Source organism: Streptomyces sp. I05A-00742 (genome assembly GCF_013055795.1).
Classification (GTDB): Bacteria; Actinomycetota; Actinomycetes; order Streptomycetales; family Streptomycetaceae; genus Streptomyces.
Genome location: NZ_JABETO010000002.1, coordinates 303,980 through 317,402, shown reverse-complemented (window position 1 = coordinate 317,402; position 13,423 = coordinate 303,980). Strand labels below are relative to the sequence as shown.

Genomic DNA, 13,423 nt, shown 5'->3' with positions numbered 1-13,423 from the left:
CCGCTCAGGAGGTGCCGGAGCCCGCGCCGCCGTCCTTGCCGCCCGCGGAGCCCTTGGCATCCCCGGCGCCGTCGGAGTCGGCCAGCCGGACGAGCGCTTCCTTGGCCTTGCCCGTGCCGGTGCGGATCTGGCTGCTGTACTTGCCGTCCGTCTTCGCGTCGACCACCCGCGCGGCCTTGTCCAGCCCCTGTCCGATCTTGTCCCCGTGCTGCTGCACGAGGCCGCCGACCTTGTCCTTCACCGGACCGAGCTTGGCCTTGAGATCGTCGAACAGGCCCATGGGCACCTACCCTCGTTTCCTTCCGCGCGGAATCCGCGCACTACTTGCGGGCGCCCTCGCCGGCCTCGCTGTCCGCCGCCTCGTCCGCGGACTGCTGCTTGGGAATCTCGACTCCCTCGCCCCCGTCGGCGGCCGCGCCGCCCTCGGCGGAACCGTCGACCCCCTCCGCTTCCCCGGCCCCCTCCGGCGCGGCGGCTTCCGCCGTTCCGCCGGCGTCGCCCGGTTCCGCCGTCGGAGTGGCCGCCGCAGCCTCCTCCGTTGACGCCTGCGACGGCTTACGGCGAAGCCATGAAAACACGCCCATATCTACTCCATTACCTTACTGGTGTGAGCGAAATCCCGGGTCGCCCGGAGCGTCCCATTGCGCCGCTCGCGGGCTCCGGCCCGTGAACCGGCGGTCGGAACCTCGCAACAGGCAACGAGGCCGGGAGCGTCGCGTCACGTCGCTCGTTCGAGGGGCGGCCCGGTGTTTGCGAGACTGGTGGGGTGAGAAAAGCAGCCCCCGCACCGCAGGTCATCGCCGTCGTCGGTCCCACCGCGGCCGGCAAGTCGGACCTCGGCGTCGCGCTCGCGCGGCACCTGGACGGCGAAGTCGTCAACGCCGACTCCATGCAGCTCTACCGCGGCATGGACATCGGCACGGCCAAGCTGACGACCGAGGAGCGGCAGGGGGTACCCCACCGCCTGCTCGACATCTGGGACGTCACCGAGGCGGCGAGCGTCGCCGAGTACCAGCGCCTGGCCCGCGCCGAGATCGACCGGCTGCTGGCCGAGGGCCGGACCCCCGTGCTCGTCGGCGGCTCCGGTCTGTACATCAAGGGAGCCATCGACGCCCTGGAGTTCCCCGGCACCGACCCGGCCGTCCGCGCCCGTCTGGAGGGCGAGCTCGACGAGCTCGGCCCGGGCGCCCTGCACGCCCGGCTGGCCGCCGCCGACCCGGATGCCGCGCGCGCCATCCTGCCCGGCAACGGCCGGCGCATCGTCCGGGCCCTGGAGGTCATCGAGATCACCGGTAAGCCCTTCACCGCCCACCTCCCCGGGGAGACGGCCGTCTACGACACCGTGCAGATCGGCGTCGACGTGGAACGGCCCGAACTCGATGAGCGGATCACCACGCGCGTGGACCGCATGTGGGAGGCGGGGCTCGTGGACGAGGTCCGCGAGCTGGAGCGTGCGGGCCTGCGCGAGGGGCGCACGGCGTCGCGCGCGCTCGGGTACCAGCAGGTGCTCGCCTTCCTCGCCGGCGAGTGCACCGAGCAGGAGGCGCGCGCCGAGACCGTGCGCGCGACCAAGCGCTTCGCGCGCCGCCAGGACTCCTGGTTCCGGCGCGACTCCCGCGTCCACTGGCTCAGCGGCGCCGCCGACCGGCGCGCGGAACTTCCGGGGCTGGCGCTGAGGTTGGTCGAACGAGCGGTCACAGCCTGATCACGTGATGGCATCGGGACGCGCCACGTGTCATCCGGCCCGGTCGGACCGTGCCATCATCAGTCTTCGATCGAGCCGTGAAGTCCGGTTGGGAGGGCGCGTGGCGATGGAGGCCGGCCCTCGTGACAGACCGCAGCAGCCGCCCCGCGGGGGGCACCTCCCGGCGGCGGCCGCGGGAGAGCCCGGATCCCTGACCCCGGACGGTCCGGACGACACCGACGCGCCCGTCCCCGGGACCACCCCGACCGGGGAGTCCTTCCGCGAGCTGCGGCCCCCGCGCCGGCTCCGCGTCTGGCAGCTGGCACCGATCGTGGTGCTGGCCGTGACCGGTTCGCTGATGTTCGCCTTCCCGCTCGCCTTCGAGGTCGGCGACGGCGGTCCGGTCGTCGCCATGCTCGGCCTGCTGATCTGCAGCTGCGCCGCCGGCTGGGGTGTGATGGCGGCCCGCCGCGTCGGCTACACCTGGCCCGGCCTGCCGCCGCGCGGCTCCGGGCGCCGTCCCGACTGGCGGTACGTGGCCGCGTACACCGCCCTCGTCGTCCTGGTCACCGTGCTGGCCGTCTGGCGCGTGGCGCGGCTGCGCTGAGCCGCCGGGAGGTGCCGGGGCCGCCCGCCGTACCATCGGACCATGAGCACCGCGCAGACCGCCTTCCTCAAGGGGCACGGCACCGAGAACGACTTCGTGATCATCCCGGACCACGACGGCCGGATCGAGCTCTCCCCGGCCGCCGTCGCCCGGCTGTGCGACCGGCGGGCCGGCCTCGGCGGTGACGGGGTGCTGCGGGTGGTCCGCTCGGCGGCGGACCCCGAGGCCCGCGCGATGGCCGGCGAGGCCGAGTGGTTCATGGACTACCGCAACAGCGACGGCAGCATCGGCGAGATGTGCGGCAACGGCGTCCGCGTCTTCGCCCGCTACCTCCAGCGGGCCGGGCTGGCCGGCGAGGGCGACCTGGCCGTCGCGACCCGGGCCGGCGTCCGGCACGCGCACATCGCCAAGGCGGGCCCCGACGGCGAGCCGGGGGACGTCACCGTCGACATGGGCCGGGCCGTGCTGCACCCGGGCGAGGTGACCGTCACGGTCGGGGACCGCACCTGGCCCGCCCGCAACATCAACATGGGCAACCCGCACGCCGTCGCCTTCGTCGACGACCTCGCCGACGCCGGCACCCTTCACGACGCCCCCGCCGTCGGCCCGGCGGGGACCTACCCGGACGGCGTCAACGTGGAGTTCGTCGTCCCCCGGGGCCCCCGGCACGTCGCCCTGCGGGTCCATGAGCGCGGCTCCGGGGAGACCCGTTCCTGCGGCACGGGCGCCTGCGCGGTGATGGTCGCGGCGGCCCGCCGCGACGGGACGGACCCGGCCGTCGACGGCCGCCCCGTCACGTACACCGTGGACGTCCCCGGCGGCCGGCTGGTGATCGGGGAGCGCCCGGACGGCACGGTAGAGATGACCGGACCCGCGGTGATCGTCGCCGAGGGCCGCTTCGACAGCTCCTGGCTCACGGCCTCCTGACGGGCCGAAGGCCGCCCGTCCGTCGGGTTTCCGGCCGTGCGCCTCGCTCGAATGGGTGATCCGGTTCACTCTGGGCAAGAGGGGGTGAGCGGTGCGTGATGGGGTCGGTAGCATCAAGCACCGGCCCGGAGGCGTGAGCCGACCGCCGGTCGACGCTGCCGGAGGTGCCCATGAGCGCAGAGGCCACGAACGAACGTCCTCCCCGCCGCAGGCGCGGCCCCCGGATCGACCTGAGACGGCTGGGCCGCGCGGCCCTCGGCGGCTCGGGGGCCCGGGACAGGTTCCCCGACGCCCTGGAACACGTGGCCAAGACGCACCGGGCCCACCACCCCGGCGCCGACCTGGACATCCTGCGCCGGGCCTATGTGTTCGCCGAGTCCTCGCACCGCGGCCAGACGCGCAAGAGCGGCGGCCCGTTCATCACCCACCCGCTCGCCGTCACGCTGATCCTGGCCGAACTCGGCGCCGAGACCACCACCTTGACGGCCTCGCTGCTGCACGACACCGTCGAGGACACGGAAGTGACCCTCGATCAGGTCGGGGAGCTGTTCGGCGAGGAGGTGCGCTTCCTGGTCGACGGCGTCACCAAGCTGGAGAAGGTCGACTACGGCGCGGCGGCCGAGCCCGAGACCTTCCGCAAGATGCTCGTGGCCACCGGCAACGACGTCCGCGTGATGTCCATCAAGCTCGCCGACCGGCTGCACAACATGCGCACCCTCGGGGTGATGCGGCCGGAGAAACAGGCCCGGATCGCCAAGGTGACCCGGGACGTCCTCATCCCGCTCGCCGAACGGCTGGGCGTCCAGGTGCTCAAGGCCGAACTGGAGGACCTGGTCTTCGCCATCCTCCACCCCGAGGAGTACGCCCGCACCCGCGACGCCGTCCGCGCCCACACCGGCCGCCCCGATCCCCTGCAGGCCACGGCGGCACGGGTGCGGTCCGTCCTCCGGGAGGCCGGTGTCACGGCCGAAGTCCACGTCAGACCGCGGCATTTCGTCTCCGTGCACCGGGTGCGGCTCAAGCGCGGGGAGCTGACGGGCTCGGACCTGGGACGGCTGCTCGTCCTCGTCGCGGAGGACGCGGACTGCTACGCGGTCCTCGGCGAGCTGCACACCTGCTTCACGCCGTTCATCTCGGAGTTCAAGGACTTCATCGCCGTCCCCAAGTTCAACCTCTACCAGTCGCTGCACACCGCGATCGCCGGCGAGACCGGCCAGGTGGCCGAAGTCCTCATCCGCACCCACCAGATGCACCGGGTCGCCGAGGCGGGCGTGATCGCCCTCGGCAATCCGTACGCGGCCGCCGAGGCCCCCGACGCGGCGGAGGGGGAGCGTGCCGACCCCACCCGTCCCGGCTGGCTCTCCCGGCTGCTGGAGTGGCAGCGCGCCGCCCCCGACCCGGACACCTTCTGGACCTCGCTCCGCGACGAGCTGGCCCAGGACCGGGAGATCACCGTCTTCCGCGCCGACGGCGGCACCATCGGCCTCCCGGCCGGCTCCAGCTGCGTCGACGCCGCCTACGCGCAGTACGGGCAGGGCGGCCACACCTGCATCGGCGCCCGGGTCAACGGACGGCTGGTCACCCTCGGCACCGTCCTGCGCGACGGTGACACCCTCCAGCTGCTGATGTCGCCGGACACCGCCTCCGGGCCGTCCCCCGACTGGCGGGAGCACGCCCGGACGGCCGCGGCCCGCATCGCCATCGGCCGCTGGTTCGCCACCCACCCGGCGCCCGCCCCCGAGCCCGACACCGGAGCGCCGCCCGCGCTGCCACTGCCCCCCGCCGCCCGGCCCGGCGCCCGGGGCCCGGCGCCCACCGCCCGCGGCCCGGTCGCGGTCGTCTGCGACGAGGCGGGACTGGCGGACGCCGGTGTGCGCCTGGCGGGCTGCTGCACCCCGGTGCCGCCGGACGAGGTCACCGGCTTCGCCGTGCGCGGCGGCGCCGTGACCGTGCACCGCGCCCAGTGTCCGGCGGTGGCCCGGATGACCACCGCGGGGCGGCGGCGGATCACCGTGCAGTGGCGCCGCCCGGACGGCTCGGGGCCGGGGGACTTCCGGGTCACCCTGCGGGCCGAGTCCTTCAGCCGGCCGCACCTGCTCGCCGACCTCACGGAGGTCATCGCGGCGGAGGGCGTCGCCGTCATCTCGGCGGCCGTCGAACCGCCGTACGAACAGCGCGTCCGCCACACCTACACGCTCCAGCTGCCCGACGCGGCCCACCTGCCGGAGCTGATGCGTGCCATGCGGCGGGTCCCCGGCGTGTACGACGTCGGGCGCGCGGGCTGGCCGGTCGCCGCGCCGTTGTGACCACAGGGGCGCACGCCTCTCTGAAGGACCGCCCGTACGGGTGGGACCGCGCGCGCCGCGTACCGCGGGAGCCGGTGCGCTGATAGCGGTGGACGCATGCCGCACTCTCCCGGGGCACGCCCCCCGCAGCGCCGACGGCGCGTCCGCCGCCGTACCGCCCTCGCCGCCACCGTGCCCCTGCTGCTCCTGACCGCCGCGGCGCAGCCCCCCGCCCCGCTCGGGATCGGCGACCGGCTCTTCCCGTACCTGGGCAACCCCGGCTACCACGTCACCGACTACGACATCGCGCTCGACTACCACCGCAACGACGCCCCTCTGGACGCCGTGACCACCATCGACGCACGGGCCACGGAGCGGCTGGAGCGGTTCAACCTCGACTTCACCCGGGGCACGGTGCGTTCGGTCGAGGTGAACGGGGCGCGGGCCGAGTTCGTCCCGGCCGGGGAGGACCTCGTCGTCACTCCCGCCCGTCCCGTGCCGCGCGGCACTCCCTTCACGGTCACCGTCCGCCACACCAGTGACCCCCGGGGCACCAAGGACGGCGGCTGGGTCACCACCAAGGACGGACTGGTCATGGCCAACCAGGCGGACGCGGCGCACCGCGTCTTCCCCGGCAGCGACCACCCCTCCGAGAAGGCGGACTTCACCTTCCGGGTCCGCGCGCCCAAGGGGCTCATGGTGGTCGCCAACGGTGTCGCCACCGGCCGCCGCACCCGGGGCGCCGTCACCACCTGGACGTACCGCACCCGCCACCCCATGGCCACCGAGCTGGCCCAGGTCTCCATCGGCCGCTCCGTCCTGGTCGAGGCCACCGGCCCGCACGGCCTCCGGCTGCGCAGCGTGGTGCCGGCCGGCGAGCGGGAGCGGCTGGCGCCCTGGACGGCGAGGACGGCGGAGCAGGTGACCTGGCTGGAGGGGCGGATCGGCCGGTACCCGTTCGAGAACTACGGCGTGCTCATCGCCGAGGCGACGACCGGATTCGAGCTGGAGACCCAGACGCTCTCCCTCTTCGAGCACGACCTGTTCACCAAGCGCTCCTTCCCGGCCTGGTACATCGAGTCGGTGATGGTCCACGAGCTGGCGCACCAGTGGTTCGGCGACAGCGTCACCCCGCGCGCCTGGACCGACGTCTGGCTCAACGAGGGCCACGCCACCTGGTACGAGGCGCAGTACGCCGAGCTGAAGGGCGGGCGGAAGCTCGTCGACCGGATGCGCCGGGCATACGAGTTCTCCGACCTCATGCGCGCCGACGGAGGGCCGCCCGCGGACCTCAGGGCGCCGGCCCCCGGGAAGAAGGTCAGCATCTTCCGGCCCGTCGTCTACGACGGCAGCGCCCTGGTCCTCTACGCCCTCCGGCAGAAGATCGGCGCGCGCGCCTTCGACCGGCTGGAGCGCGTATGGGTCGAGCGGTACGCCGACGCCACGGTCTCCACCGCCGACTTCACGGCGCTCGCCTCCAAGGTCGCCCACCAGGACCTCTCGGCGTTCCTGCACGCCTGGCTCCACGACCCCACGACCCCGCCCATGCCCGGCCATCCGGACTGGAAGGTCACCAGGAAACCCGCGTGACGCCCCGCGCGGGGCATGGGACCATCGACGGGTCGGCGGGCGCCGGCCCCGGGAATCACCGGAGGCCGTCCGGCGTTGTCGACATGAGAGCCCCGCCCGGGGCGCAGGGTGCGCGAGCACCGTCCGACGAAGCAAAGGATCACATGACCTCCACTTCTTCCCTTCCCCAGGACCGGCAGAGCCTTCCGGAGAGCCTTCGGGCCGACGCCCTGATGGAAGAGGACGTCGCCTGGAGCCAAGAGATCGACGGGGAGCGGGACGGGCACCAGTACGACCGCTCCGAGCGCGCGGCCCTGCGCCGGGTCGCCGGTCTGTCCACCGAGCTGGAGGACGTCACCGAGGTCGAGTACCGGCAGCTGCGCCTGGAGCGTGTGGTGCTGGTCGGCGTCTGGACGTCCGGCACGGTGCAGGACGCCGAGAACTCCCTGGCGGAGCTCGCCGCGCTCGCGGAGACCGCGGGCGCCCTCGTCCTCGACGGCGTGGTCCAGCGCCGCGACAAGCCGGACCCGGCGACGTACATCGGTTCCGGCAAGGCCCAGGAGCTGCGGGACATCGTCCTGGAGTCGGGCGCCGACACCGTCGTCTGCGACGGTGAGCTCAGCCCCGGCCAGCTCATCCACCTGGAGGACGTCGTCAAGGTCAAGGTGGTCGACCGCACCGCCCTGATCCTCGACATCTTCGCCCAGCACGCCAAGTCCCGTGAGGGCAAGGCCCAGGTCTCGCTCGCCCAGATGCAGTACATGCTGCCCCGGCTGCGCGGCTGGGGCCAGTCGCTCTCCCGGCAGATGGGTGGCGGTGGTTCCGGTTCCAGCGGCGGCGGTATGGCGACGCGTGGTCCCGGTGAGACCAAGATCGAGACCGACCGGCGGCGGATCCGCGAGAAGATGGCGAAGATGCGCCGGGAGATTGCGGAGATGAAGACCGGGCGCGACATCAAGCGCCAGGAGCGCCGCCGCAACAAGGTCCCCTCGGTCGCCATCGCCGGTTACACCAACGCCGGCAAGTCCTCGCTGCTCAACCGCCTCACCGGCGCGGGCGTGCTGGTGGAGAACGCCCTGTTCGCCACCCTCGACCCGACCGTACGGCGGGCCGAGACGCCCAGCGGGCGGCTCTACACCCTCGCCGACACCGTCGGATTCGTCCGTCACCTGCCGCACCACCTCGTCGAGGCGTTCCGGTCCACCATGGAGGAGGTCGGCGACTCCGACCTGATCCTGCACGTGGTGGACGGCTCGCACCCGGCGCCGGAGGAGCAGCTGGCGGCGGTGCGCGAGGTGATCCGGGACGTCGGCGCGGTCGACGTGCCCGAGATCGTCGTGATCAACAAGGCGGACGCGGCCGACCCGCTCGTCCTCCAGCGGCTGCTGCGCATCGAGCGGAACTCCCTCGCGGTGTCCGCGCGCACCGGCGAGGGCATCGACGAGCTGCTCGCCCTGATCGACGAGCGGCTGCCGCGCCCCGCGGTCGAGGTCGAGGCGCTCGTGCCGTACACGCGGGGGTCGCTGACCGCGCGGATCCACGCCGAGGGCGAGATCCTCTCCGAGGAGCACACCGCCGAGGGCACCCTGGTCAAGGCCCGGGTGCACGAGGAACTGGCCGCCGAGCTGCGGCCGTTCGTCCCGGCCGCCTGACCCGGCACCGCGAAAGGGCCCGCCCCCGAGGGGGACGGGCCCTTTTCCGTGCGGTGCGTCAGCCTGCGGTGCGTCGCGTCAGCGGGCGGACGCGAACTTCCGGCTGATCGCCTGGTAGATGCCCTTGGCCTCCGGGCCCAGGTGCGGCCCGGCCAGCCAGCGGCTGTCGGACGGGCCGACAGAGGTGTTGGACACCAGCACCGCCTTGCCGCCGGGACCGGCACGGAACCAGCCGCCGCCCGAGGAGCCGCCCGTCATCGTGCAGCCGATGCGGTACATCGTCGGCTGGGTGCTGTCCAGCGAGAGCCGGCCCGGACGGTCGATGCAGTCGTACATCCGCTGTCCGTCGAAGGGCGGCGCGGCCGGGTAGCCCCAGGCGCCCATCGAGGAAATGGACTTCACCTGCGGGCTGTCGAAGTCCACGGCCAGCGCGCTGCCGACGGTCTCCTCCAGCGACTTGCCCGAGCTCTTCTCCGGCTTCACGTGCAGGACGGCGAAATCGTACGGAGCGCCCGCGCCACCGCTGGAGGCTCCCTGGGTGATCCACTGGGTGGAGGTCTGCGCCCAGTCCGCCCACCACATGCCGTACGGCGCGACCTGCTGCACCGGCGCGGTGTTGACCCGCGAGGCGGGCAGGCCCTGGTCGTTGTAGGACGGCACGAAGGCGATGTTGCGGTACCAGCCGCCCTTCTGGCCGGCGTGCACGCAGTGGCCCGCGGTCCACACCAGGTTGGACTTGCCCGGGTGTGCCGGGTCCTTGACGACCGTCGCCGAGCAGACCATGTGCCCCTGGGGGCTGTCGAAGAAGACCTTGCCGACCGGCGGCGCGAACCGGTGGTACGGCTTCTTCACCTCGCGCGCCCGGACCGGCCGCGGCTCGGGGTCGGTGACGCCCTGATCGCCCTGGGCCGAGCCGCCCGGGGGAGTGCCCGGCGTGTCCTTGACGGTCTTGTCACTGGATCGGGCGTCCTTCATCGAATCGGGCTTCCAGTGGCCCTCGATGATGGGGTTGATGAAGTCCCGGGCCTCCCGCAGCCACCGGTCCTTGTCCCACTTCTTCCAGGCACCCCCCTTCCACTTCTCCAGGTCCTGAAGGGTCAGCCCCTTGGGCAGCTTGAGGCCCTCCAGCCCCGAATTCCCCGAACTGCTCGCGGACGCACTGGGCTTGTCGCCGCCTGAGGCCTCGTCGTCGGAAGGACCGCAGGCGGTGGTGAGCGCCAGCACGGACGCGAGGGCGGCCGCGGCCAGGACGCGCGACCCCCGACGGCGGGCGACGGACGGGCGTTGGGATGGCATGGAGTGTTCTCCCCCGATCGGTGACACGTGTGCGGGTGCACGGTCCCCCGTGGGACACGGACGGACTTGTCATGCACCGCCCCGGCGACGGGGCAGGGACACCCTACGCCGACGCCGCGGGGGCCGGTCGGGGGTGGCACGCCGGTCGGAGTGTGGCGCTCACCGCACGATCTCGTCCGCCGCCCGTGTTCCCCACGGCCCGCCGTCGTTGGTACGTACGGGGGACGTCCGGCGTTCAACAGGAGGAGGACACAGGTCGTGGCCTTGACCCAGCCATCGGCAGTGCTCTCACGCGACGGCACACGACGGCCGCCGCCGGCCCGCGCGCACGCCTGCCCGCTGCCCATCGTTCCGGTGCGCGCCCGGGGGCTGACGGTCGACGGCGCCGACGGCCGCCGCTACCTCGACTGCTTCCCCGGCGCGGGGACGCTGGTCCTCGGCCACCACCACCCGGTGGTGCGGGAAGCCGTCCGCTCCGCCCTCGCCCGCGGTGTCCCGCCCGCCGAGGTCTTCGCCGACGAACTGCGGGCCACCTTGCCCGGGCGCCTCGCCCACCGGGCCCGCTTCCGGTTCTGCGCGCCGACCCGGACGGCCGCCCTGGCCGCCGCCCGTGACCTCGTCGGCGGCGCGGGGGATCTTTTCGAGGTAGCGCGGGACTTCGAAGCCGCCGACGGTGAGGAATGGACGCGCGACCGCGCCGCCGCCCGGTCCGTTCCCCTGATCGCCGACGAGACGCGCACCGGCCTGGGGCGGACGGGGACGTTCTGGGCCGTGGAGCGGAGCGGCGTCGTCCCGGACGCGCTGGTCCTGGGCGGGGCGGTCGGCGGCGGCCTGCCGCTCGCCCTCGTCGTCCACGGCGACGACGCGCCCGGAACCGCCGTCCCCCCGGGCGGCGTCCGCGGCAACCGGCTGGCCATGGCGGCGGGCGCGGCGACCCTGCGGTACGTCCGGGAGAACGGCCTGGCCGCACGGGCCGGAGCCCTGGGCGCGCGGATGCTCGCCCGGCTGCGACGGGCCGTCCGCGACTGTGCCGGGATCACCGGCGTGCACGGCCGCGGCCTGCTGCTGGGCGTCGGATGCGCCGACGCCGCCGTGGCCGACGCCGTCCGCCGGGCGTGCCTGCGGCGCGGCCTCCTGGTCGGCGGGGACGGCGGCCGGCCCGGCCTCGTGCGCCTCCTGCCGCCCCTCACCCTCACCGACGAGCAGGCGGAAGCGGTGCTCGACCGGTTCACCGACGCGGTCGCCGAGGTGTCCCGGCGCGGTCCCCGGCTCGCCGCCGGCCCGTGGCCGGCCACCGTTCCCCGGATCGCCGCCGCTCCACGGAAGCCCGTCAGCACGCGGAAGGAGGCAGGCGCGGCCCCGGCCTGACGGCCCGGCCCGCCGCACTCGTATGAACGCACCCCACGCACCCCTCGCGTCCCGCACCCACGACGCACCGGCCGTCCCCCGGCCCGCCGGTCCCGGCGGGGCCCTCCGGGCCGTCCTCCCCGCCCCGGCTTCCGCCGGCCGGGGCGCCCCGGCCGACCTCCTCGACCATCCCGACCCTCTCGACCACCCCGACCCCGGAGCCGCCGCGGACAGCGCGGCGGTCGACGCCCTGCTGCGCTGCTGGGTACGGGAGCACGACCTCGACCGCCCGCCGGGCAACTGCCTGCAACTGCCGCTCGCCACCGACGGGAACGTGCTCCACGTGCCCGTCCGGTACTGGTCGCCCACCGGCCGGCACCGCTTCGGCGCGCCCACGCTCATGGACGCCCCGGACGGCGCGCCCGCCCTGGACGCCGTCACCCTGGCCGCCCTCCTCGGCCGCGAGGCCGCGCACGCCGGGGGCCGCCCGTGCGCCCCCGGCGTCGCCTCCCTGGCCGGACGCGTCGCCGACTCGGTGCGCCGGACGGCCGCGTTCATCGAGGAGCGGCGCGCCCGGCCCGCCGACCCCGACGGGGAGGCGCTCTTCCTGCACGGTGAGCAGTCCTCGTTCCTCGGGCACCCCTGGCATCCCGCTCCCCTGAGCCGCGAGGGGTTCACCGACGCCGAGTCCCCGCTCTACGCCCCCGAGTGCCGCGGCAGCTTCCCCCTGCACTGGCTGGCCGTCCACCGGTCCGCCCTGGCCGCCGACTCGGCGTGGACCGAACGCGGCCGGCCCGTCGACGCCGCCGCCCTGGCCGCCCGGTTCCTGCCGGACGGACTCCGCCTCCCGCCGGACACCGTGCCGCTGCCGCTCCACCCCTGGCAGGCGCGCGAGATCCGCTGCCGGCCCGCGGTCGCCCGGCTCCTCGACACCGGGACGGTCCTGGACCTGGGGGCGCACGGCGAGCCCTGGTACCCGACGTCGTCGGTCCGCACCGTCCACCGGCCGGACGCGCCGGTCATGCTGAAGCTCTCCCTCGGGCTGCGCCTCACCGGCTCCGGCCGGGAGCTCGGCCGGGCGGAGCTGCGCCGCGGCGTCGCCCTGCACCGGCTGCTCCGCGGCGGCCTCGCCGAGCGGTGGCGCGCCGCCTGCCCCGGCGGCCTGGGCTTCGACGTGGTCCGGGACCCCGCCTGGCTCGCGGTCGACACCCCGGACGGGGGTCCGGTGCAGGGCCTGGCCGCCGTCCTCCGGCACAACCCCTTCGGCCCCGGCGACGACGCCGTCTGTCTCGCCGGCCTCACCTCGCTCCGGCCCTGGCCGGGCCGGACGGCGCCCGCCGGGCACCCGGCCGTCTCCTCCCGCCTCGCCGACACCGTCGGCCGGCTCGCCCGGCGCACGGGCCGTCCGACCGCCCTGATCTGCGTCGAATGGTTCCTCCGCTACCTGGAGGCCGTCGTGCGCCCGCTCCTCTGGCTCGACGGCGAGGCCGGCGTCGTGCTGGCCGCGCACCAGCAGAACACCCTCGTCCTCCTGGACCGCGACGGCTGGCCGGTCGGCGGCCGGTACCGCGGCGGCCAGCACGCCGGATTCCGGGAGTCGGCACGGGACGCGCTCACCGGACGGCTCCCGGGGATCGCCGCCGAGGACGGCGACGGGACCTTCCTCCCGGACGGAACGGCCGACGAGCGCTTCGCCCACCACCTCGGATGCGACAACGTCCTCGGTCTGATCGGCGCGTTCGGGTCCCAGCGGCTCGCCGACGAGCGGATCCTGCTGGCCGCCTTCCGCCGGTTCCTCGCCCACGCCGCCTCCGGGCCGGACGCCCCACGCTCCTCCCTGCCCGGCCGGCTCCTGGACGCCCCCACCCTGCGCTGCCCGGCGCACCTGCTGGGCGAACTGGCCGGGGACGGCACCCGCCCCCCGTACGTCACCCTCGCCAACCCCCTTGCCGCGCCCGCCCCATGACCCCGGACACCGGCCGGGCGCGACGTCATCCTCCGGGGCGGTTGTCGCGGAGGGGGCCCGCGGTGTCGGTGCCGCCCCGTAGGGTGGAAG

At 74.6% G+C, this 13,423-nt stretch carries 11 protein-coding genes; 8 read left to right on the top strand and 3 right to left on the bottom strand.

The window, feature by feature from the left end:
• Positions 1–4 precede the first annotated feature (4 nt).
• Both HN013_RS03280 and HN013_RS03275 read right to left on the bottom strand, forming a co-directional pair.
• Positions 5–280, bottom strand: coding sequence for an antitoxin (locus HN013_RS03280; RefSeq protein ID WP_171162806.1), 276 nt, complete (start codon positions 278–280; stop codon positions 5–7).
• A gap of 40 nt (positions 281–320) precedes the next feature.
• Positions 321–584: a hypothetical protein gene (locus tag HN013_RS03275; protein WP_171162707.1), complete on the bottom strand. Its 264-nt coding sequence runs from the start codon at positions 582–584 to the stop codon at positions 321–323.
• Positions 585–766: 182 nt separating this feature from the next.
• Here HN013_RS03275 and miaA point away from each other — a divergent pair, with 182 nt between their 5' ends.
• The 6 genes from miaA to hflX all read left to right on the top strand — a co-directional run bounded on the left by miaA (position 767) and on the right by hflX (position 8,724).
• Positions 767–1,705: a tRNA (adenosine(37)-N6)-dimethylallyltransferase MiaA gene (miaA, locus tag HN013_RS03270; protein WP_171162705.1), complete on the top strand. Its 939-nt coding sequence runs from the start codon at positions 767–769 to the stop codon at positions 1,703–1,705.
• Positions 1,706–1,811: 106 nt separating this feature from the next.
• Positions 1,812–2,291 (top strand): hypothetical protein, encoded by a 480-nt coding sequence (locus HN013_RS03265; RefSeq protein WP_171162804.1) that lies wholly within the window; start codon positions 1,812–1,814, stop codon positions 2,289–2,291.
• Between the two features lie 42 nt (positions 2,292–2,333).
• Positions 2,334–3,218 (top strand): diaminopimelate epimerase, encoded by an 885-nt coding sequence (dapF, locus tag HN013_RS03260; protein WP_171162703.1) that lies wholly within the window; start codon positions 2,334–2,336, stop codon positions 3,216–3,218.
• 170 nt (positions 3,219–3,388) lie between these two features.
• Positions 3,389–5,524: a bifunctional (p)ppGpp synthetase/guanosine-3',5'-bis(diphosphate) 3'-pyrophosphohydrolase gene (locus HN013_RS03255; protein ID WP_171162701.1), complete on the top strand. Its 2,136-nt coding sequence runs from the start codon at positions 3,389–3,391 to the stop codon at positions 5,522–5,524.
• A gap of 96 nt (positions 5,525–5,620) precedes the next feature.
• Positions 5,621–7,093: a M1 family metallopeptidase gene (locus HN013_RS03250; protein WP_171162699.1), complete on the top strand. Its 1,473-nt coding sequence runs from the start codon at positions 5,621–5,623 to the stop codon at positions 7,091–7,093.
• A gap of 143 nt (positions 7,094–7,236) precedes the next feature.
• Positions 7,237–8,724, top strand: coding sequence for a GTPase HflX (gene hflX, locus HN013_RS03245; protein ID WP_171162697.1), 1,488 nt, complete (start codon positions 7,237–7,239; stop codon positions 8,722–8,724).
• A 78-nt stretch (positions 8,725–8,802) separates the two neighbouring features.
• On the opposite strand, the gene HN013_RS03240 is transcribed toward hflX, so the two are convergent.
• The gene (locus HN013_RS03240; protein ID WP_171162695.1) at positions 8,803–10,020 is read right to left on the bottom strand and encodes a serine protease; all 1,218 of its coding nucleotides are present in this window, start codon (positions 10,018–10,020) and stop codon (positions 8,803–8,805) included.
• A gap of 258 nt (positions 10,021–10,278) precedes the next feature.
• Here HN013_RS03240 and HN013_RS03235 point away from each other — a divergent pair, with 258 nt between their 5' ends.
• Positions 10,279–11,388, top strand: a complete 1,110-nt coding sequence (locus HN013_RS03235) for an aminotransferase class III-fold pyridoxal phosphate-dependent enzyme (protein ID WP_171162693.1) — start codon at positions 10,279–10,281, stop codon at positions 11,386–11,388.
• A 22-nt stretch (positions 11,389–11,410) separates the two neighbouring features.
• Positions 11,411–13,333, top strand: coding sequence for an IucA/IucC family siderophore biosynthesis protein (locus HN013_RS03230; protein ID WP_171162691.1), 1,923 nt, complete (start codon positions 11,411–11,413; stop codon positions 13,331–13,333).
• The last annotated feature ends 90 nt before the right edge of the window (positions 13,334–13,423 follow it).

Coding starts and splice junctions, on each gene's coding strand:
- HN013_RS03280 (WP_171162806.1), bottom strand. CDS start 280: ATGGGCCTGTTCGACGATCTCAAGGCCAAGCTCGGTCCGGTGAAGGAC.
- HN013_RS03230 (WP_171162691.1), top strand. CDS start 11,411: ATGAACGCACCCCACGCACCCCTCGCGTCCCGCACCCACGACGCACCG.
- HN013_RS03255 (WP_171162701.1), top strand. CDS start 3,389: ATGAGCGCAGAGGCCACGAACGAACGTCCTCCCCGCCGCAGGCGCGGC.
- dapF (WP_171162703.1), top strand. CDS start 2,334: ATGAGCACCGCGCAGACCGCCTTCCTCAAGGGGCACGGCACCGAGAAC.
- HN013_RS03240 (WP_171162695.1), bottom strand. CDS start 10,020: ATGCCATCCCAACGCCCGTCCGTCGCCCGCCGTCGGGGGTCGCGCGTC.
- HN013_RS03250 (WP_171162699.1), top strand. CDS start 5,621: ATGCCGCACTCTCCCGGGGCACGCCCCCCGCAGCGCCGACGGCGCGTC.
- hflX (WP_171162697.1), top strand. CDS start 7,237: ATGACCTCCACTTCTTCCCTTCCCCAGGACCGGCAGAGCCTTCCGGAG.
- HN013_RS03265 (WP_171162804.1), top strand. CDS start 1,812: ATGGAGGCCGGCCCTCGTGACAGACCGCAGCAGCCGCCCCGCGGGGGG.
- HN013_RS03275 (WP_171162707.1), bottom strand. CDS start 584: ATGGGCGTGTTTTCATGGCTTCGCCGTAAGCCGTCGCAGGCGTCAACG.